Below are 21,274 nucleotides of genomic sequence, written 5' to 3'. Positions count from 1 at the left end.
TTTTTGAAAAAATCGCTTTTTGATATGACCTTTTTCTGTTTTCTTTAGTGATCTACAATAAATCCTGCGGCGTGCCAAGCAGCGGCCGCAGGACAGGCAAACCGCTAAAGTTTTATTTCATTATCGTCAATAAGCTTAGCGTCCCGTGTGTTTTTCTGAACGGCAATCGCCGAGAATATACTTAATGAAAAAGACATGGCGTAAAACCCTTTTTCGCTCAGCAGCAAATCTGCGTTCCATAATCCTACCACAAGTAAGACTACGGCGGCAATGGTTGCAAACCAACTTAAGCCGTAATAAAGTTCAGTTACGGCAAGCCCTTCGGCTTTATCTCTGACACTTTTCTGAACAGAGATAACTGCAAATAAGGCAAACAATAGGATGGTAAAATAATATCCTTTTTCATTTAATGCCATTGAGGCATTCCATAGCCCGATGCAGTAACCAATAGTTCCAACCAGCAAAGCGGTCCACGATGCGCCAATGAACGCTCCTGTTGGTTTGAAAGGATTTCTTGTGTTTGAATCCTTTTTCGAAATTTTTTCTTCAATCATGTTTTTTAGCGGTTCCATAATTTTTATTTTTTATTGTTGTTTTTTGTTATTTGTTGATTCAAATATCAGAAGGATCTGAGCTAATAGAAAATCAAGTTATTTAAAATACTGATGATATTTTTTTATTTATTAGATTTGATTCTGATGTAAATTTGAAGTTATGGATTCAATTGCAGAACTTATTGGTATATTAAATAATGAAGATATTAAAGAGTTTAAGGGGTTTTTAAAAAAGAAAAACAAACGAAACGATGTCAAGAATATCAGGTTGTTTGAAATTTTAGAAACTGATGATATAAATAGATTAAAAAAACTTTATGGTTCTTCAAAAAATAAAGATGCTTATCATGCACTAAGGAAAAGATTACATGATAGTCTTTTATTTTTTATTTCAAACAAGACTTTTGAACGCGATAATAGTGAGGCGCATGAAGCGCTGAGATTGCTGATCGTTGGCCGTTTCCTACTGGAAAATCACCTGATAAAACCGGGCTTTAAATGCTTACAACGGGCTGAGCATAAAGCTTTACTTCTGGAGCAGTTTAGTCTGCTCAATGAAATCCTACAAGTTAGGTTGCAATATGCCTATCTGGAATCTCATCCTGAATTAGAACTATTGGTGGATCGTTTTAGAGTAAACCAGCATAAAATGCAGCAGGAAGCAAAGTTTCAAATTGCTTATGCAATTCTCAGGGTCGAATTGCAAGATATTCATTTAAAGGGGAAGATTGTAGATCTGAATAAATTAGTGCTTGATACAATCGGTAAATATGATATTTCATTACATGAATTATTGTCTTTTAAGTCGCTTTATCAGCTTTTGTTTATCGCTAACGAGTATGCAATGATCCATCAGAATTATGCGTTGGTTCGGTCATTTTTGAAAACAAGTGACGAATTTATAACAAGGCAAAAGGTAAATTCAGTGCATCACTCGTTTTACTACCTGCATATCCTTTATTACCTTGCAAATTTCAATTTACGGAATAAGCTATTTGATGAAAGTCTAACCTATTTAGAACAGTTGATTGCAGGCTGTCCTCCGGGGACAGTGCTTCGTGCTCAATTTCATTTGCGTTATTATTTACTAAAGGCCTTAAACTACCATTATATGGGCGAAGGAGTACAGGCCCTTGCTATTTTAAGACTTGGGATCCAGCAATCAACATTGAAGTCCAATGAAGCTGATCTTGCCGACTTACAATTATGTCTAGTTATGTTTTTGACGCAATTTCAAGATAAACTAGCATTGACAGAATTAAGGAAAATGATTAGGACGGATGCTTGGTATGAGAAGAAAATGGGTATGCTCTGGACGATCCGCAAGAGTTTGTTGGAGATATTGATCCATATTCAATTTGGGGATATTGACCTTGCAGTTTCGCGTATGAAAAGCTTTAAGCGTCGGTATAGAAGATACTTGGAGACGGTTCGGGAAGGTCGCGTTGTCCATTTTTTAAGACTGGTTGAAAAGTATCTCCAAAACCCGGCGATGGTGAAAAATAAAACCTTTATCGCCGCCATTGACAGCATGGCTCAAGATAACGAAAATCAAGATTTATTTGTGCTGGGATTTATTGCCTGGTTAAAATCATTGATCACATCGGAAAGTCCTTATCAAGCTTTATTGCATCTGGTCGGAACATTGAAGTTGAAAAAAGATCAATAATAAATAGTCAAGATGATCTGTTTTGGCGAAGGGTCAATAACAGCCTGCAACCTTTCGTAGAATTTTACATTTACCATCGGGCAGCCCTGGCTCAAACATATGGAAGCAACCTGTTCATCATAGGGCATGCTATTGTATTTATGCAAAACAATGTTTCTGCTATAGGCATTGCTATTGGAATCTTCAAGTCCATATAACTTATAAGCCTTTCCGAAGTGGCCATTGTAAGATGGGCCGATCGAGTACATGCCTAATGAAGTAGCATAAGAGTTTTCTGTATTACTGAAATGAAGTTGACCAGCTTTTCCGGTTTCCGAGCCAGAGCCATGAGCCACTAAACCCTGATCCAGTATCCGGTTGTTTTGAAGGTCGACAACAAAAAAACGATTCCTGCCTGAGGGTCTTCTCATATCGAGAAGAAAAGCAATCTCTTCATTGTATTTTTTTTTATTTTCAACCAGGCTTTTGACCCGATTGAAGGCTTTATTATACCGCTCCTGGTCTGATAAGGTCGTGTTTTCAGTGCGCTCTGCAAAGGACCAGTTGTTAGTTCGGGATATTTTGAAAGCGATTAAACCGATCCCGATTATGATCATGAGCGCAATAAGTTTATTCATTTATTAGAAATAATTTCTTGTTTATAAAGGGATGCCTATCTATTTTTTGCGGTTTATATCGTTATTCCACTGTTCTGTTAAATCGCTCAAAAGATTTCCAATATTTATCTTTATAGATTGTATAGTCTATCTGGAGCTGATTTTGATACTGTGTTATTAGCTGATCTATCGTTTGGGAGGATTTTCTAAATTCCGTGCAAGCGAGATAAACTTCCCTTAAATTGTCCGCAGTTTCCCGGCCAATATTGAGGTAGCCAATATCATGTGGAAGACTAACCATGAGTTCATCCTCAAATTTATCCATTAAGTCGTATGTTTTCTGGTCAGGCATACCGTTTGTGGCAGTTCCGTCATAATTGATCCGTAATGTTACGATCCAGGGATGTGAGGCCTTTCCGTCCCAGTCCAATAGTGTTGTGTTTATTATGGCTAAAATAGGTAGGTCATTTTCCATTACACCCTCAAAAGCAGCGTAGGAATCTTTTTCGGTTTCGTGTCTTATATCTGTATATTTTTCAATAAATTCTTTTTCCCGCCATATTAAATAGTCTTTTAACTTGTTCAGCGGGATGAGCTCTCCAGTTGCTTGTTGGCTTGACGTGACATTTAAGTTATCAATGGTGATGATCGAATTTAGCTCGCCGATATAATTATCCAAGAAGATTTCAACGCCATGAGCGATGTTAGCTTTGTTTTCTTCCGTATAATCGGGGTGGACAATAATTATATCGACATCATCGGGACGATATCTATGCTCGATAGGGTAAAAATACATCGTGTTAATATCAAAGGAAAATCCATACATTGTTATTTTGAATTTCTCCATATCCTCGATTGCCGGTTTTAAAGCCGTGAATTTCCAGTTTGGAAGGGGAGGCGCTGCATCAACTAGGGCCTCAACAAATGCGATATTTTTTACAACGCCATCAGGAGTAATGACAAGTTCAGCTATATTATCGTTATACATTCCTGTTAAAAAATAGAGCTCTTTTCGGAGTGCGTCAATTCTTGGAGAAAGTTTGCTGAAAAAATTCTGATCGATATCATCACTATTTTTTACTGTTTGGAAAAAAGCCTGCTCGTTTTTTGTAAACCAATTCCAGAAATCCTGTATACTATCTTTTTTATTTTCTTTCTTACCAAAAATATTGTTCAAAAATCCCATAATTCCTATTTATTCGATTGAATCCCTATATCGTATGTAAAAACTGTTACATCTTTGCTATTAAAATTAATGATATAATTAGGATCCAACAAGTGATTTGCTGTTTAAAAATTATCTGACAAACAATTGATCGAGCAGTTTGTTAAGGATATTGTTGGAAATTATAAATTAATATTGAGCATATGAAATTTTGCAAATTAACATTTTGCCTTTTGGCAACATCTGCAGCACTTTCTTTTTCTGCATGTAAATCAGGATTATCGGATGATAAACTAGAGGAAAAGATAGAAAATGCACTTACGGGACGTAAAACTGTTGATGTTGAGGTCGAAAAAGGAAAGGTAATCCTTAGCGGCACTGTAGCGTCAGAGGAAGAAAAACAACAGATTGAATCGATCGCAAAAACAGCAGGGGATAAGGATGTCAAATCTATTCAAAATGATATCGTTGTGAGTGCACCTGTTGCAGCAACACCGGCACCTATTACAGTATCGAATAATGATGCTACACTTGGCGCAGCCGTAAATACGTTTATGAAAGATTTTCCATCCGTTCAGGCGAGCGTTAAAGATGGGGTTATTTCAGTAACAGGAACGTTGGAACAGGCAAAGATTGTTACATTGAAACAAGGTTTGGATAATCTAAATCCAAAAAAAGTGGATTTGAGTGGTATTGTTGTAAAAAAATAAAATAGCAAAAATTATGTCATTACAAGAAAAATATAAAGTTCTTTTGGATACTGCGCAATCTTCAGGAGTTAACGATCTGAATTACGCTGAAATGGACGGTGTGCTTCAGATTAGGGGTACTGCGCCTACCGCTGATGCGAAAAATAAACTGTGGGAAATTTATGGAAATATAGATCCAAACTTTCAGACAGGTGATGTCGTCTTAAATGTTGATGTGGCTACAGAGGTGCCCGGAAGCCAGGTGAAGGTAATCACAGAGAATAGCAACTTAAATATTCGAAAAGGCCCCGGAACTGACCAGCATATTGTAGGAAAAGCAGCGAAGGGTGAAATTATCACATTGATTAGCAAAGCAAACGACCAATGGTGGTTGGTGAGGACCAACGATAATGAAGAAGGGTACTGTTATGCTCAATACCTTGAGTCGGTCTAATAAGATCAGTTCCTGAATAAAATATAGGGAGATCTATCTTAAGGATATTTCTCCTTTTTTTTCTGTATGCTGTTGTTTTAGCGCTTTATATTCCCTGTTTGAATTTAGTTTCATCTGGACTTGCAGTTTTTGGTGTAATAATTGTACTATATGTTTTGCAACAAACTTATTACAATATGTCGAAATTGAAATTTTTCTTGTTCCCATGTATTGCTTTGTTGGGACAAATAGCCGCAGCTCAGGAGTATGTTCGTTTGGATAAAGACAGGTATCAGTTACATTTATCAGAATCTCCAAAAGATACTATTAACATCGTTGAAAAAGGACAGGTCACTAAATTGAAGCAAGGAAAATATATTGTGCAGCAAAATCAATTTATGGGCCCCTCTAATGCCTTTATTGCGGTCAACAAAGACGGTTTAGTGGATGGAAATTTTAAGATTGAAAAGGAAGGAAAGCGTGCTTTGGTCCAGGTCAGGCACGGTGTGATGCAGCAAATGGAGGTGAAAGCGGATGCAGTAATGGATTTTCAGTATACGATTACGGATACTTCAAGTGTACAGCGCGATTTTCGAAACGGTAAAATCAGCCAGGAAAAGATAGTGATTTATCAACCTAATATAGGAAAGAAGAAAGTGTTAAAGACTTTTTTTGACAGCTACTATATCGTTGAAAACGAGTTTGACCACAGTAAATCGGAGTATGGCCTGGATAACAAGTTGCTTTATAAAGCGAAGTTGGATTGTGTCGGTCAGGTCGTCGAATCGAAGTCGTTCAACAGGGACGGCCAACTACTTAAACATACCTATAAAAAAGATAAAGTCAATTACACCGACTTATATCAGCATAATAACCTTGTCGAGAGACTGTACAAATTCAATGGTTCGAGTTATAGGGAATATTTTAAGAACCAATTATTATTGAAGAAAATTGTTGAGAAAAAACGAAATGGCCGAGTTGAGAGATATGTATATAATGCCGAGGGTAAATTGCTGGAGAAAAGTGAAGGCAGCAATTTGAAAAAGACAGACGGGAGTAATGTATAATAGCGTTTTTGATCAGTAGGAAGCAAAACCCGACCTTCGGTAGAAGCTGACCATGTATTATACCGCCTTTTTTGAATTTTAAAATTATAGCATTACCTTTGCCTAGGCAATGAAGAAAATGAACAACATATTACGTCTTCCATTTTTCTTTAATTATTATCTCCCGATAGTAGTTCGGGAACCTTATGCCTATTAAAATTTAGAAAATTTAATTATTTATATAGCTAAGCCCGAACATAACGTTCGGGCTTTTTTGTTTTTATAGCATTATGTTAACAGATTTAGAAGAAAACATTGAAATTATGTTGCCAAAGGATGGGCTGAAGTCCAAATTGCAACAATCTAAAGAAACTGGGCGTCCGCTGATTATTAAACTGGGCTTTGATCCTACTGCTCCGGATCTTCATCTGGGGCACGCTGTGGTGTTGAAAAAGCTAAAACAATTTCAGGAATTGGGCCATCAAATCGTCGTTTTGGTTGGGAGTTTTACTGCGCGGATAGGAGATCCAACTGGCAAAAATAAAGCGCGTAAACCGTTGAATCAGGAAAAAATAGCTGACAATGCGGCTACTTATATCGCACAGTTAGCCAAAATTATCGATATGTCGAAGACAAAGGTTGTCTTTAATGGCGATTGGTTAGATAAATTGGATTTTTCGGAGGTTATTCAGCTTGTTTCAAAAGTGACAGTAGCGCAGCTTATGCAACGACATGATTTTCACAAGCGTTTTACGGAAAATCAGCCTATTGCCATGCATGAACTTATCTACCCGATACTACAAGGTTATGATTCGGTGCACATCAGGAGCGATATTGAGATGGGGGGGACAGACCAATTGTTTAATTGTACAATGGGGCGACAGCTTCAGGAATCTTTCGGTATGGATCCTCAGGTTGTGCTCTGTATGCCACTGCTCAGAGGATTGGACGGTAAGGAGAAAATGAGCAAATCACTGCACAATACCATTGGTCTGTTGGATGAACCGAATGAAATGTTCGGCAAAGCAATGTCTATTCCCGACAGCTTAATCCCGGATTATATTGATCTCACAACAGACTTTACTGCGGCGGAAAAGAAAATGCTAAAGTCACGCATGGAAATGGGCGAAAATCCTATGGAAGTCAAAAAGCTTATTGCACATAATCTTGTATGTCAATATCACGACCAGCAGGCGGCAATGGACGCAGCGGATTTTTTTGCCAAACAATTTCAGCGAAAGTCTTTTGATGATAAAAGTTTTGTAGAGGTATCACTGCCACTTGCCAAGACACAATTGGGGCCTGTTACAAAGCTTGTTGATCTTTGTCACTTTTTAAAAAAGGATCAGAGCAAGTCCGCTGTCCGTAGACTCATATCCGAAGGAGCAGTTCAGATTGATTCGACTAAATGTCTGGATCCGGATCTGCCTATTGACCTGACGACTGGTTTTAGAATTAAATTAGGAAAAAGAAGTTTTTTTAGATTTGTTTAGGAAGGTTTTATGAGTCATACCTTTGATATATTTTGTAAAAAAGCACGAGAATATAAAGTTGCCCTTTCGGAAACCATAAATATTTTCTACCTTCATACAAAGTCTCACACTTTATTTTGATACCAATTATAAATGGAAACATATAATAATGTTGTTTTGGAGCAGTTGCCCAAACATTTAAAGCGCTATGTAGTCGCCCAGCAATACGAACGTTATACGGCTTTGGATCAAGCCTTGTGGCGCTATGTCATGCGCCAAAATTATTCCTTTTTAAAAGATGTCGCTTATTACCCATACATACCAGGATTGAAGAAAGCGGGGCTTTCCATTGCGCACATACCGGATCTGCAACAAATGAACGATAGTTTGAAATTAATCGGTTGGGGGGCTGTAACGGTTGATGGATTTATACCACCGGCAGCTTTTATGGAATTTCAGGCGCATCGAGTATTGGTCATTGCCGCAGATATCCGACAATTGGAACATATTGAATATACCCCTGCGCCAGATATCATTCATGAATCTTCTGGCCATGCACCGATCATAGGTGAGCCCGATTATGCGGTTTACTTGCAGTACTTTGGTGAAATTGGAACAAAAGCATTGTCGTCCCGGAAGGACTTCGAATTATATGAGGCTATTCGCCATTTATCAATTTTAAAAGAGCATGCGGGCACAACCGAAACCGAATTGGCGGAAGCTGAAAACCGGTTGAAGATTGTCCAGGATAATATGGGCGAACCTTCGGAAATGGCTTTGCTAAGTAGATTGCACTGGTGGACTGTGGAGTATGGTCTGATCGGTAGTCTGGAAGATCCCAAGATTTATGGTGCGGGGCTACTCTCTTCCATTGGTGAAAGTGCCAGCTGTATGCAGAAATCGGTACCTAAGCTCCCTTATGATTTAAATACTGTAGCATATACCTATGATATCACTAAGCCACAGCCACAGTTGTTTGTAACACCCGATTTTGAACATTTAATGGATGTCCTGAATCAGTTTGCTAATAGCATGGCTTTTCGGCTTGGAGGTAATCAGAGTTTGGAAAAAGCAATTAACTGTCAGGCTGTATGTACTGCAGTTTATAGTTCTGGATTGCAGGTGTCAGGTATTTTTAAGGCGGCGAATGCAGATCAATCTATTTCCTACATACAGACAATAGGCCCCACGGCATTGGCGTGTTCTGGGAAGCAATTAGAAGGACACGGAATAAATTATCATCGGGAGGGCTATGGTTCTCCGGTCGGTCTTCTCGCAGATAGCAATAAAGATTTGGCGGATTTCTCAGACGAAGAATTGACCACTTATGGTATTAGTCAAGGAAAGCGATGTTCTTTACGGTTTTATTCAGGGGTTGAAGTTGAGGGCGTTGTTTTGAAGGTTGTACGTCAGGCGGGTAAAGTTGTGTTGATTTCATTTGATGACTGTGAAGTCTACCGAAATGACCGGAGGGAAGTTTATTTTAAACCTGAATGGGGAGTTTACGACATGGCTGTAGGGACCGAGATTATTTCAGTATTTGCGGGGGCTGCCGACAAAGATGCTTATGAGTCTATTGAAGAAGAGACGGAGAAGCCATCCGTTTTATCGTATACGCAGATTGAAGACTCAAAATTGCTTGTCTTGCATGCACAGATCGGAACACTCCGCTCGGGATCTTTTGATGCTGAGCATTGGACGGCTATCTTTGGTCAGCTGGATTCCGACACCACAGATCACTGGCTCGCGCTCGTCGAGCTTTACGAAATCGCTTGGGCACATCATGCCTATGATTTAGCTGAAAGTGCTGAACGCAAGCTTCTAAATATTATTACAAGACGACCCAACTTGAAAAAGCTGATAGATGACGGTATCCGGGTAGCGAAAGAAGAACCCTTAAATAATCATTGAGTGAAATGATTGATTCCCATAGTATAAAAATCTGGTAAAACTTTTTATATTTGGAACGTTTAATTTATCCAGTTATTTCTGATGAACGAAAAGTATACTCCCGGAAAACACCTGTTGATGACATTGCAGGTAGAGGAGGTATCGTTATTGACAACCATAGATGCTTTTTTGGAATTTACCAAAAAGCAGATGAATGTCCATAATTTGCAAATTGTAGGTATTTCCACCCATTCTTTTCAGGGCGGTGGATTTACCGCTGCTATTTGTTTAATGGAATCCCATATCTGTATCCATACCTGGCCGGAATTTGGACAATTGACATTAGATGTTTATCTCTGTAATTATCTAAAAGATAACAGTGAAAAAGTTTTGCATTTGGGTAAGCTCTTCAAAACTTATTTTAATGCGATAGTTATTAACGAAACTGTGGTTAATCGGTAGTTTATGGACGTAATATGTAAAAAATGTGGCCATGCACACCGATTTAAGATCGAGGTAACCGACTTTTCAGGTTTCGTTTGTGCAAAATGCCATAGTTATTTTAAAGGTAAGACAGTTGAAACCTTAACGTATGCGAAGGAATTTTCGGCCCCTTTAGCCATGCAATGGGCTACGTTAGGTGAATCCGTTCAATTCAAGAGAAATAGTTATTATATTATCTCCAAGATACAGCGCTTTACAAAAAGCGGCGAATATGGAAATGAGTTTGTGGGGTTAAACGCGAATCAAGACGATATTTATTTCAGCGATGGCGTAGACTATGCTTGTGCCTTACATACCATTGATCGAGAGCAGGTGACGCTTTTACCGAAAGGCAACACCTGTAAGTTTGGTAATAGACACTATGATCTGGAGTATACCGAGGAGCAAACTGTTGTCTATGCGGAGGGCTTTGTATTTGAAGATCTGGAATCGATGTCAACGACCCTTACCTATATTCAAACAGTTAATGAGGATCGTTTTATTTCTCAGGAATTTATTGATAACGATGTACAGTATTATCAGGGAATTTACCTGGAGGATGAGAGCTATTATAAAATTTTTGACACCTATAACGACTATATTGCCAAAAAGGAGATTGTAGGGACGAAGCTGAGAAATATTGGTGTCTTTGCTGTTTTGCTATTGGCAGCTCTATTCTGGGTTTTAAACTGGGGACAGATCGGTAAGGATACGTATAAGTTTGATGAAAAATTCCCCGGAAAAAAGGCAAACTCGGAATTTGTCGGCGCCTCTTTCGAATTAAAAGGCGATAAACCCAAGAAGCTGGTCCTGGAGGGAATATCTGAATCTAAAAGCCATCCTATCCAGCTGATGATCAAATTGGTCAATGAAAAGACAAATGAGATTATTGAGTCTGGTACAGCTGTTCACGAGAATAATGATGTTAATTATGCCAGTGGATTGACTGTCGATTTTTGTCGTATCCAACCCGGGATCTATCACCTGGTTTTTGTGACCTCTTCAACCAATGGTGCCGCCGATATGGATGTTAATTTTGAACTCACAGAGGACTATAAATTAACATACGGAGGTACCAGTTATACCTTTTTGATTCTTTGTTTGGTGGGCATTGTTTTCCTTGTGGGGATTTTTAGACATAATATTCTGGCGATTAAAAATAAAGATTTTGTCGCTAGGGCTGAAGGTTTAGGTTATTTCGATATCTTAAAATTTGATCGGCTGGGTGTAGCTTTAGTTGCTTTTTTTGCCTTTTTTGTTGCTGTTAACCTATTTGTAAATTCCTCTACAGATTGTAAGACTACAATGCGGACGAGCACCTTGGAAGACCATACTTATACAGGATCAAGATCGCATTATCGTCGATCCTTTTATGGTAGCGGAGGTAGTTATAGTGGATATGGTTCAGGTCATAAATAAAAATTAATATAAAAATGAATTACGAATTGTTTTATAAAGGAATTGCAGCATCATTGATTTATTCGCTTATTGGAATTGCTGTATTGTTATTGGCCTATTGGCTTATCGAGCGATTGACACCGGAACAATCTTGGCAGGAGATCGTAAAGAACAAGAATATAGCTTTAGCGATTGTTTTTGCGGCTTTTATATTAGGCATATCGATTATAATAGCTGCGGCAATACATGGGTAAAAAGAGCAATCTGCCCATTTTTCTCTTATTTGCGGTATTTGTCATTGCAACTTGCGGGCTTATTTACGAGCTGGTTGCGGGTGCATTGGCGAGCTATTTATTGGGAGATTCAGTCAAGCAGTTTTCATTTATTATCGGTACCTACCTGTTCTCGATGGGGGTGGGATCTTTTTTAGCGAAGTACATCACCAAAAACCTCTTTGACCGGTTTATTGATATTGAGCTCTTGATCGGGGTCATTGGCGGTTGCAGTTCTGTCGTTTTATTTTTACTATTTCAGCAGGTTGAACACTTTCAATTTGTACTCTATTTCTTTGTTTTTCTGACAGGCTGTCTCTGCGGTATGGAGATACCCTTATTGATGAATATTCTAAAAGATAGGGTTCAGTTTAGGGACTTGGTTTCCAATGTATTTGCTTTTGATTATATCGGCGCATTGATCGCTTCGGTACTGTTTCCTATCCTGCTGATTCCGAGGCTGGGCGTGATGGGAACATCCCTGTTTTTTGGGATCATTAATATTTTAGTAGGCGTCTTTCTATCATTCTATCTTGCTAAAAGACTTAAAAATCCTAACTGGATTAAAGCTAAGTCACTAGTTTGTCTGGTATTGCTTTCGGTTGTATTTTTTTATTCCGATGATTTGCTTAAATATTCCGAAAGTCAATTATATGGGAATAATATTGTCTATAAGCATTCTACACCCTATCAACGTATTGTTCTGACGGAGAGCAAGGGCGAATATCAATTGTTTCTGAACAATAATTTACAGTTCAACACCAAAGATGAATATCGGTATCATGAGGTTTTGGTGCATCCGGCGATGTCTATGGCCAAAGATGTATCGCATGTCTTGGTATTTGGCGGTGGAGATGGACTTGCCGTCCGGGAGGTTCTGAAATATCCAGGTGTAAAAAAGGTTACATTGGTGGATCTGGACGAGGGTATGACCAAATTGTTCCAGACAAATGAATTACTGGTCAGTCACAACAAGGGCTCGCTGAACGACCCGAGAGTAAAGGTGATCAATCAGGATGCATTTATCTGGGCAAAATCTGCAAAGGAAAAATACGATGTCATGATTATAGATTTTCCGGATCCGTCAAACTATAGTCTTGGAAAATTATATACGACAAGTTTTTATCAAAGTCTACAACCTTTCATGACACCCTATACCATGGTGTCGGTACAGACAACTTCGCCTTATTTTGCACCCAAATCTTACTGGTGTATCCATGAGACAATCAGCACGGTTTTTCCAAATACTGTCGCCTATCATACCTATGTGCCATCCTTTGGCGAATGGGGATTCTGTCTATTTTCAGCAGATATGACACAGCAATTTAAGCGTATTGCCCGACGGGTGGATAAACTGCGTTATTATAACTATCATTTTGGGGAATTGACAGAGTTTCCGGCTGACATGCGGGCGGATCATGTAGAAATAAACCGTTTGGACAATCAGATTTTAGTGCGGTATTTTGATGAAGAATGGAGTAAGATTTAATCCCTCGCGGCGTGGTTTTCTCAAGCTTGCATTTTTGGGGGCAATCGGCCTGCAGTTTGCTCAGGCCTGTAAGAGAAAGATGAACCGTATTTTTTTGCGTCTCACAGGGACAAACCATATTTTGGGGCACCGCATGCGATTCCCGGATTTTCCCAAATCTACAGAAGTTATTGAAATACCTATTCTGATTCTCGGTGGTGGCGTAAGCGGACTATCTGCTGCCTATCGTTTGCAACAAAAGGGAATGAATGATTTTCTACTTTTGGATATGGAATCTGAAGTAGGGGGCAATGCGCGTCATGGCGAGAATGATTATAGCCGTTATCCGTTAGGAGCACATTATCTTCCTATTCCGAATGCTTCCAATAGGGAACTCCTGCGGTTTTTGGAGGAATCGAAAATTATCGTCGGCTGGACGAATGAGGGTGTTCCATTATTTGATGAGGAACAATTGTCCTTTGCGCCTCATGAACGACTTTTTATCCATAACATCTGGCAGGAAGGCATTGTTCCAAGTTATGGATTAACCCCGCAGGAGACGGCCGAAATAGATCGTTTTATGACACAGATGGGTCAGTTTAAGCAATTGAAAGGTAGCGATGGAAAGTACGTCTTTGATATCCCGATGCGCAATGCTTCGCAGTCGGCCGATCTCAAAAGATTAGATGTCCTGACGATGCGTTCATGGATGGAATCAGAGGGGTATAAGACGGAACCTGTGTTTAGTTATGTGAACTACTGTTGCCGTGACGACTATGGAACGGGTATCGCGGCCACTTCTGCTTTTGCTGCTATACATTACTTTGCGAGCCGAAAGCACGATTGGTCTGCCTACCAGGATCTGGTGCTCACCTGGCAAGAAGGGAATGGACGATTGGTCAGCCATTTAAAAAAATATGCGGATGGTAGGGTATTGAATCAACATCTGGCTTATCAGATACATGTAGGGCAAGATGCTGTGGAAGTGTCCGTCTTCGATGATAAAACGAAATTGTCAAAGACCATTAAAGCCCAGAAGGTGATCAATTGCTGCCCACAATTTGTCAATCAGTATCTGTTGCCAAACCGTACGGCATTGACGAAAAAATTTCATTATGCACCTTGGATCGTAGCGACGATTGTATTGCATCGTTTCCCTTTTGCAGATGGTGCGACACTTTCCTGGGAAAATATTATTTATAACGGAAAGGGATTGGGTTATGTGTATGATCAACACCAGAGCCTAAATCAGTTGCAAAGCCCTTTTGTGATTACCTATTATCATAGTCTGGGAGATGGGGACCTCAACGGAAACCGGAAACAGCTATATCAGTGGACAGACCAGCAATGGAAAGAGTTTATTTTGGAAGATCTTGAGAAGGCGCATTATGGCATAGAAAATGAAGTCATTAGTATAGAAGTCTTTCGACACGGACATGGCATGATAAGCCCTGTCAGTGGTTTTCTATCAGACAATGCGCGTGCTGAATTGACAAAACCTATTGCTGATAAAGTCTATTTTGCACATTCTGATTTAAGTGGTATATCTATTTTTGAGGAAGCCTTTTACCAGGGAATCACCGTAGCCGATCAGGTTTTCGCTGACCTTGGTCAAAAAGAAGCATAGCTGTCGGTCTATGCTTCCGGATTTCTGTCGGGCTGCTATAGGTATTGCGTACCCGATATTTTTATAGGTTTGCTTATTTGTAGTATTATGCAACGAAACTTTTTATAGGCTTAATAGTACCTGCCATGCTTTGTCTAATTGCTCCGTATCCAATAATTGCGCAGCGTAAGCATGTACTTTTTGTGTCAATTGCGGTGAACCTTGTTGAAAATTCAGCCGGAGGTAGTTTAAATATTTATCCTCTTGGGTGGCTTGCTCTAGAACTGGTAAGGATTCTACATTGGCCAATAACCCGAGATGGTTTCCGGTAAGTACTTTGGAAAGGCGAATACTTTGGGGCAGCTGATCTACGCCAATCCCCAGACTGCGCAGTGGTTTAGGAACAATAAAGAGGTTTTCATTGGTTACACGGCAGTACCAGTCGCCGCCGAGACGAGCGACCAGATCTAGTTCCTCTTGTTTTATCGTATTGTTTTTGTGCAAGAGTTCTTTGTGCACATGCATATAGAGTACTTCCGCAATAACGAGATTTCCTGCTCCGGGTTCGTCACTTAGGGCGATCACTTCTCTCACACGACATTCCAGTTGAACCGGAGATTCCGCTACCCGTGGTGGGCGAACATGTAATGATGGGATCGGTGTAAACCCAGATTTGTCAAATTCATTTACCTCCTTGCTATACTCTGTACTGGCCAGTGACTGTTGCTGTACCATCGCATAGTTTACGATATTGATGACAACCTCATTGACCTCCTGAATATTGTCCAGTGTATGTTTGGTACTGCCATCACGCATGCGACGCAAAGGTGAGAATACGCATATTGGTGGTTGGTGTGACATCAGGTTAAAGTAGCTGAAAGGACTCAGGTTAACATTGCCCGCCGCATCGATGGTACTCGCAAAACAGATGGGACGAGGTGCAATGGCATATTTGATTAAATTATCAATGATGGCTTTATCAGCCGAGGATTCAAAAGTGACTGTATCGAAAGAAGAAGAATTCATTTTTTGAATAGATTTATTGGTGGTATAATACTACGGAATTGGAAAGCTTGCCCAGACCTGTTACTTCCAGCTCGACCTGATCGCCTACCTGTAGCCATTGATCCTGATGAGCGGGATTCTCCATGCGCCCAGTGCCGTTGAGTTCTAAAAAACATCCTGTTCCAACTGTTCCCGAACCGATCACATCACCCGGAAAGAGACGTACACCATAGGAGACGCGTTCGATAATTTCGGCAAATGTCCAGTGCATCGTAGCAAAATTACCGGAAGAAACCTGTTGACCGTTCACGCGGCATGACATATCGAGATTATATCGATCACCAATATGATCCGCTGAAGATTTAATTTTATAGGGTTCCAATTCGTCCTTGGTGACTAACCATGGACCAATTGCCGTAGCAAAATCCTTTCCTTTGGCGGGCCCCAAGCTTAATTTCATCTCGTCCATCTGGAATTTTCGTGCGCTAAAATCATTCATGATCATGTATCCGGCAATATATTTATCAGCCTCTGAGGCAGGGATATTTATACCTGTTTTATTGATCACGATGGCCACTTCAAGTTCAAAATCCAGTTGTTCAAGATGCAGCGGCATACATTGTATCGGACCGGGACCTTGTATGGCCTGATGATTGGAGAAGTAAAAAACAGGAAATTCATCGAATTCAGGAATCATATCCAGTCCGCGGTTTCTTCTTGACGTCGCTACGTGCTGCCGAAAAGCATAGGCATCACGCACTGATGTAGGATGCGGTATCGGTGCAACAAGCTGAATATTTTGCAATAACTGGTAAGGTCTGGACATCCGTCCCTCCAGCAATGCACTTTGATAATACTTTAAATCATTTATGGCTTCATCTCCACGGATCAAAAAATCAGCCATATCGGTCGGAAGGGAAGGGGCTATCTCCGAGCAGGTGTATACCCGGTCATTGATTATAATACCTAATTCATGTTGGCCATTTTTCGTGCACGTAACAATTCTCATATCGGAATATTCTATTGGTTATTCAATCTTTGAATGCGACACAAATATATCGTATAAGTTTTGAAAAAAATATTTCTTCCCTTGAAAACAGAAAAATATTCTTACCTTTATTATAACATTATAAACTAGTAAAAATGATCAATCGTGGAATACATCGCTTTGCGTCATCCATGCCCTATATTGCTTTTAATAGAGCAATTATAGCTGATATCATTTTTGCCCAATACTAATCCCTTCGAATTTTTTGCCAATCGATGCTATTGGCAACGTTGATATTCATTTATTTTTTATAACCGTTTTAAATCGTAGAATTATGCCATTTTATGTTAAACAAGGGCAAATTCCAGCACAGCGACATACTGTTTTTAGAAAGCCCGATCACACGCTTTATGCGGAAGAACTGGTTTCTACCCATGGCTTTTCCAGTCTTTATTCGCTCGTGTATCATTGCCACCCGCCTACGTTGGTCAAACAGATCCGTGAACCTTATGATGTTACTCCAAAGATTGCCCGTGAAAAACATCTTAAACATACCAGTTTAAGAGGATTTCAGGTTCAGGCCAAAGATGATTACCTGGAAAGCCGCACACCTGTTCTGGTCAACCAGGATCTACACATTTCACTGGCTGCCCCCCGTCAGTCCATGACGGATTATTTTTATAAAAATAGCCAGGCCGATGAGATTATTTTCGTGCACCATGGAACAGGGAAACTCAAGACGGGATACGGAAGCATCCCCTTTCAGTATGGTGACTATTTGGTTGTCCCTAGGGGCACAATTTACCAGATGGAATTTGATCAGACTGACAACAGATTATTTATTGTTGAATCGTTTTCCCCGGTACGTACGCCAAAGCGGTATCGGAATGAATTTGGTCAGCTGATGGAGCATGCTCCTTTTTTCGAACGTGATATCCGTGTACCACAGGATCTGGAAACTTTTGACCAGCTTGGTGATTTTGAGGTGAAAATCAAGAAACAGGGATTGATTTATCCATATATCTATGGAAGCCACCCTTTTGATTTTATTGGTTGGGATGGCTATCATTTCCCTTGGGCATTTTCCATTCATGACTTTATGCCAATTACCGGAAAATTGCATCAACCACCACCTGTTCATCAGACTTTTGAGACCGATACCTTTGTGTTGTGCAGTTTTTGTCCACGTCTGTATGACTATCATCCAAAAGCTGTACCTGCGCCTTATAACCACAGCAATGTAGACTCAGATGAAGTGCTATATTATGTGGATGGTGATTTTATGAGCCGGAAATCGGTTGAAAAAGGACAGATTACATTACATCCGGGCGGTATTCCGCATGGACCACACCCCGGTACGGTCGAAAAAAGTATTGGACAAGTTAAAACCGAGGAACTAGCGGTCATGATCGATCCTTTCCGTCCCCTGATGCTGACCGAAGAAGCGTTAAAAATTGAAGATCCCGATTACTTTAAATCCTGGATGAGTTAAGTTAAATACGAATAACCTTTATATAAATTATGGCAAATACATTTGCAGAGAAGATTGCCCAAGCGCAAGATTTTCTACCTATTAATGGAACTGATTACATTGAATTTTATGTGGGGAATGCGAAGCAGGCTGCACATTACTACAAAACAGCCTTCGGTTTTCAGTCGGAGGCTTATGCAGGGCCAGAGACCGGTATTAGGGACCGGGCGTCTTATGTCTTAAAACAAGATAAAATTCGCTTGGTGCTGACTACGGCACTTAAATCGGACCATCCTATCGCGGAACATGTCAAAAAGCATGGCGACGGTGTCAAAATATTAGCTTTATGGGTCGATGACGCCCGAAAATCATTTGAAGAGACGACCAAAAGGGGAGCAAAGGTTTATCAAGAACCGCAACTTCTCAAAGATGAACAAGGGGAGGTCTGGACTGCAGGGATATACACCTATGGAGAAACGGTACACCTCTTTGTAGAGCGAAAAAACTACAGTGGTTTATTTATGCCCGGATATGAAAAATGGGAAAGCGACTATAACCCTGCAGAGACTGGTTTGCTCTATGTCGATCATTGTGTAGGCAATGTAGGCTGGAATAAAATGAATGAAACGGTCCAATGGTATCAGGATGTGATGGGCTTTGTCAACATCTTGTCCTTTGATGATAAGCAGATCAATACTGAATATTCGGCATTGATGAGCAAGGTGATGAGTAATGGCAATGGTTATGTAAAGTTTCCGATCAATGAGCCTGCGGAGGGGAAAAAGAAATCTCAAATCGAGGAGTATCTTGAATACTATGAAGGTGAAGGTGTGCAGCATGCGGCATTGGCGACGAAGGATATTGTACGTACAGTGAGGGAACTCAAATCCCGAGGTGTCGAATTTCTGGGAGCTCCTCCCGAAGCATACTATGACATGCTACCGGAAAGGGTCGGAACGATAGATGAGGAAATCCGGATCATCCAAGAACTGGGTATTTTGGTCGATCGTGACGAAGAGGGGTATCTACTCCAAATTTTTACCAAACCTGTAGAAGACCGACCTACCTTGTTCTATGAGATTATTCAGCGAAAAGGAGCCCAGAGTTTTGGTGCAGGTAATTTTAAGGCACTTTTTGAAGCAATCGAACGTGAGCAGGAACGCAGAGGTAATCTATAAGGATATGTTGGGTATGAAAGAATTATTGCGCGCATTTGAGCACAGGAGTCCAGAAATCGTATTTGAGTGGAAAGATAGTGAAACTGATGCCAAAGGATGGATTGTTATCAATTCGTTGCGGGGTGGTGCAGCAGGTGGAGGTACACGGATGCGGGCAGGCCTGGATCGGCATGAAGTAGAGTCCCTTGCCAAAACAATGGAAGTAAAGTTCACGGTTTCAGGTCCCGCTATTGGTGGTGCCAAATCTGGTATTGACTTTGATCCACATGACCCACGCAAAAATGAGGTTTTAGACCGTTGGTTTAAAGTAGTAACACCGCTATTAAAAAATTACTATGGGACAGGAGGGGATCTTAATATCGATGAAATCCATGATGTCATTCCATTGACCGAAGAATATGGGCTATGGCATCCGCAGGAAGGAATCTTGAATGGACATTTTAAGGTAAATGAGAGCAACCGTATCCACCAAATAGGACAGTTGCGCTATGGCGTTTCCAAAGTATTGGAGGACAATACCTATAGTCCGGATTTAAAGCGTAAATATAAGGTTGCAGATATGATAACAGGCTATGGAGTCGCCGAATCTATCCGTCATTATTATCAGCTTTTTGGCAGTGACTGTAAAGGAAAACGTGCAGTTATTCAGGGCTGGGGAAATGTTGCTGCCGCCGCGGCTTTTTACCTCTCTAAGCTGGGGGTGAAAATTGTCGGAATTATTGATCGGGCCGGTGGTTTAATCAATCGTGAAGGTTTTAGCGAAGCAGAAATTACGCACTTATTTCTGGATCGTAGGGGAAATGAACTGAATTCACCTGATTTGATTTCATTTGAACAGATTCAGAAGGAAATATGGGGATTGAGGACGGATATCTTTGTCCCGGCAGCTGCATCACGGTTGGTTTCCAAAGATCAGATCCAACAGCTCATGGAAAACGGGCTTGAAGTCATTGCTTCTGGCGCAAATGTACCTTTTGCTGATCAGGAAATATTCTATGGTCCAGTGATGGAGTTTGCGGATCAGCATGTTGCGGTGATACCTGATTTTATTGCGAATTGCGGTATGGCACGGGTGTTCGCCTATTTAATGCAACGGAATATAGAAATGAGTGATGATGCGATCTTCTCTGATGTTTCAAAGGTGATTTTTGAGGCTTTGAAAAAGATAAGAGATTCTTCCGCCGATCGCACACAGATTTCTTCTAGAGCATATGAAATTGCCTTAAAACAACTGATTTAATTCTTTTACAGGAGTCGTTAAACGAAAAACACTTGAAGCGGGGAACTTCAAGTGTTTTAACTAACCAATTATTAACCTAAATTTATGAATGCTTAAAACAGTGCAATACCTGTGCCAAAACTTATTTACCTAAGATGAATAAATTGTCATTTTTTTGTTAACTTATGATTTCGCTTCCAATTTGGACAAACACCTCATATCGTTGATTCTTAAAAGTTAATTCTCGATTGAATCGTGATCAGTTACAGTCGGATTAAGGTTTGTAGGGTATTGAGAATTTTTACCATTTTTTATTGTTTAAGATACTGATAAACAGAAACTCCTGAAGCGGGGAGCAACAGGAGTTTTCCTAACCAATTATTAACCTAAATTTATGAAAAGTACAAGTATAACGTGATCTCAACATAAAATGTTTCAACTATTTTCACTTTTCTGGATTTTTTAACATTTTTTAGTATTTCTATATTGATTTTCGGTAAGACTTTATAGCAAAACATCTTCTTTTCGTATTAGAAAAATAAAAAACCTGTTAGCGGGGACTAACAGGTTTTTTATAAACTAACTAATTATTAACCTAAATTTATGAAACTAGTAAATAACTTTCAATAAGAATGCCAAGGCATAAATCGACCTGCCGGTTTAACGATTTTT

General features: G+C 39.9%; 19 protein-coding genes. 14 read left to right on the top strand and 5 right to left on the bottom strand.

The window, feature by feature from the left end:
- Positions 1–104 precede the first annotated feature (104 nt).
- Positions 105–554, bottom strand: coding sequence for an inner membrane protein YiaA (gene yiaA / locus G6053_RS20770; RefSeq protein WP_241254787.1), 450 nt, complete (start codon positions 552–554; stop codon positions 105–107).
- Positions 555–714: 160 nt separating this feature from the next.
- Here yiaA and G6053_RS20765 point away from each other — a divergent pair, with 160 nt between their 5' ends.
- The gene (locus tag G6053_RS20765) at positions 715–2,223 is read left to right on the top strand and encodes a hypothetical protein (RefSeq protein ID WP_108633038.1); all 1,509 of its coding nucleotides are present in this window, start codon (positions 715–717) and stop codon (positions 2,221–2,223) included.
- On the opposite strand, the gene G6053_RS20760 is transcribed toward G6053_RS20765, so the two are convergent.
- Both G6053_RS20760 and G6053_RS20755 read right to left on the bottom strand, forming a co-directional pair.
- Positions 2,217–2,840, bottom strand: a complete 624-nt coding sequence (locus G6053_RS20760; RefSeq protein ID WP_165308274.1) for a murein L,D-transpeptidase catalytic domain-containing protein — start codon at positions 2,838–2,840, stop codon at positions 2,217–2,219. The two genes, G6053_RS20765 and G6053_RS20760, sit on opposite strands and share 7 nt — an antisense overlap.
- Before the next feature lie 61 nt (positions 2,841–2,901).
- Positions 2,902–4,005: a DUF695 domain-containing protein gene (locus tag G6053_RS20755; protein WP_165308273.1), complete on the bottom strand. Its 1,104-nt coding sequence runs from the start codon at positions 4,003–4,005 to the stop codon at positions 2,902–2,904.
- A gap of 212 nt (positions 4,006–4,217) precedes the next feature.
- On the opposite strand from G6053_RS20755, the gene G6053_RS20750 reads away from it, so the two are divergent.
- The 10 genes from G6053_RS20750 (at position 4,218) to G6053_RS20705 (ending at position 14,762) form a co-directional block, all read left to right on the top strand.
- Complete coding sequence (locus G6053_RS20750) at positions 4,218–4,694, top strand: BON domain-containing protein (RefSeq protein ID WP_241254786.1); 477 nt, start codon at positions 4,218–4,220, stop codon at positions 4,692–4,694.
- A gap of 13 nt (positions 4,695–4,707) precedes the next feature.
- Complete coding sequence (locus tag G6053_RS20745; RefSeq protein ID WP_165308272.1) at positions 4,708–5,127, top strand: SH3 domain-containing protein; 420 nt, start codon at positions 4,708–4,710, stop codon at positions 5,125–5,127.
- Positions 5,128–5,303: 176 nt separating this feature from the next.
- Entirely contained in the window at positions 5,304–6,173 is an 870-nt protein-coding gene (locus G6053_RS20740; protein WP_165308270.1) for a hypothetical protein, read from the top strand.
- 269 nt (positions 6,174–6,442) lie between these two features.
- Positions 6,443–7,645 carry a tyrosine--tRNA ligase gene (tyrS, locus tag G6053_RS20735; RefSeq protein WP_165308269.1) on the top strand — a complete coding sequence of 401 codons (1,203 nt, stop codon included), beginning with the start codon at positions 6,443–6,445 and terminating at the stop codon, positions 7,643–7,645.
- Between the two features lie 132 nt (positions 7,646–7,777).
- Positions 7,778–9,535, top strand: coding sequence for an aromatic amino acid hydroxylase (locus G6053_RS20730; protein ID WP_165308268.1), 1,758 nt, complete (start codon positions 7,778–7,780; stop codon positions 9,533–9,535).
- Between the two features lie 81 nt (positions 9,536–9,616).
- A complete protein-coding gene (locus G6053_RS20725) occupies positions 9,617–9,976 on the top strand; it encodes an S-adenosylmethionine decarboxylase (RefSeq protein ID WP_206531789.1) in 360 nt (119 codons plus the stop codon).
- Positions 9,977–9,979: 3 nt separating this feature from the next.
- Positions 9,980–11,416: a hypothetical protein gene (locus G6053_RS20720; RefSeq protein WP_165308266.1), complete on the top strand. Its 1,437-nt coding sequence runs from the start codon at positions 9,980–9,982 to the stop codon at positions 11,414–11,416.
- A gap of 14 nt (positions 11,417–11,430) precedes the next feature.
- Entirely contained in the window at positions 11,431–11,649 is a 219-nt protein-coding gene (locus tag G6053_RS20715) for a DUF350 domain-containing protein (RefSeq protein WP_108633048.1), read from the top strand.
- The gene (locus tag G6053_RS20710) at positions 11,642–13,156 is read left to right on the top strand and encodes a polyamine aminopropyltransferase (RefSeq protein WP_165308265.1); all 1,515 of its coding nucleotides are present in this window, start codon (positions 11,642–11,644) and stop codon (positions 13,154–13,156) included. The genes G6053_RS20715 and G6053_RS20710 overlap by 8 nt, the downstream gene beginning before the upstream one ends.
- Positions 13,134–14,762 (top strand): NAD(P)/FAD-dependent oxidoreductase, encoded by a 1,629-nt coding sequence (locus G6053_RS20705; protein WP_165308264.1) that lies wholly within the window; start codon positions 13,134–13,136, stop codon positions 14,760–14,762. Before G6053_RS20710 ends, G6053_RS20705 begins: the two co-directional genes overlap by 23 nt.
- A 102-nt stretch (positions 14,763–14,864) precedes the next feature.
- Here the strand turns inward: G6053_RS20705 and G6053_RS20700 are convergent, their stop codons facing one another.
- Together G6053_RS20700 and G6053_RS20695 are read right to left on the bottom strand one after the other, a co-directional pair.
- Positions 14,865–15,767: a flavin reductase family protein gene (locus G6053_RS20700; RefSeq protein ID WP_165308263.1), complete on the bottom strand. Its 903-nt coding sequence runs from the start codon at positions 15,765–15,767 to the stop codon at positions 14,865–14,867.
- Positions 15,768–15,780: 13 nt separating this feature from the next.
- A complete protein-coding gene (locus tag G6053_RS20695) occupies positions 15,781–16,755 on the bottom strand; it encodes a fumarylacetoacetate hydrolase family protein (protein ID WP_165308261.1) in 975 nt (324 codons plus the stop codon).
- A gap of 313 nt (positions 16,756–17,068) precedes the next feature.
- On the opposite strand from G6053_RS20695, the gene G6053_RS20690 reads away from it, so the two are divergent.
- The 3 genes from G6053_RS20690 to G6053_RS20680 are packed head-to-tail and all read left to right on the top strand — an operon-like array spanning position 17,069 to position 20,623.
- The gene (locus G6053_RS20690; RefSeq protein WP_165308259.1) at positions 17,069–18,226 is read left to right on the top strand and encodes a homogentisate 1,2-dioxygenase; all 1,158 of its coding nucleotides are present in this window, start codon (positions 17,069–17,071) and stop codon (positions 18,224–18,226) included.
- A gap of 29 nt (positions 18,227–18,255) precedes the next feature.
- Positions 18,256–19,383: a 4-hydroxyphenylpyruvate dioxygenase gene (gene hppD / locus G6053_RS20685; RefSeq protein ID WP_108633054.1), complete on the top strand. Its 1,128-nt coding sequence runs from the start codon at positions 18,256–18,258 to the stop codon at positions 19,381–19,383.
- Positions 19,355–20,623, top strand: coding sequence for a Glu/Leu/Phe/Val dehydrogenase dimerization domain-containing protein (locus G6053_RS20680; protein WP_241254785.1), 1,269 nt, complete (start codon positions 19,355–19,357; stop codon positions 20,621–20,623). Before hppD ends, G6053_RS20680 begins: the two co-directional genes overlap by 29 nt.
- Positions 20,624–21,274: the final 651 nt, after the last annotated feature.

Source organism: Sphingobacterium sp. DR205 (assembly GCF_011064245.1).
Lineage (GTDB): Bacteria > Bacteroidota > Bacteroidia > Sphingobacteriales > Sphingobacteriaceae > Sphingobacterium > Sphingobacterium athyrii.
Note: the sequence above shows the minus strand (reverse complement) of the source record. Positions and strands in the feature narration are given on the sequence as shown.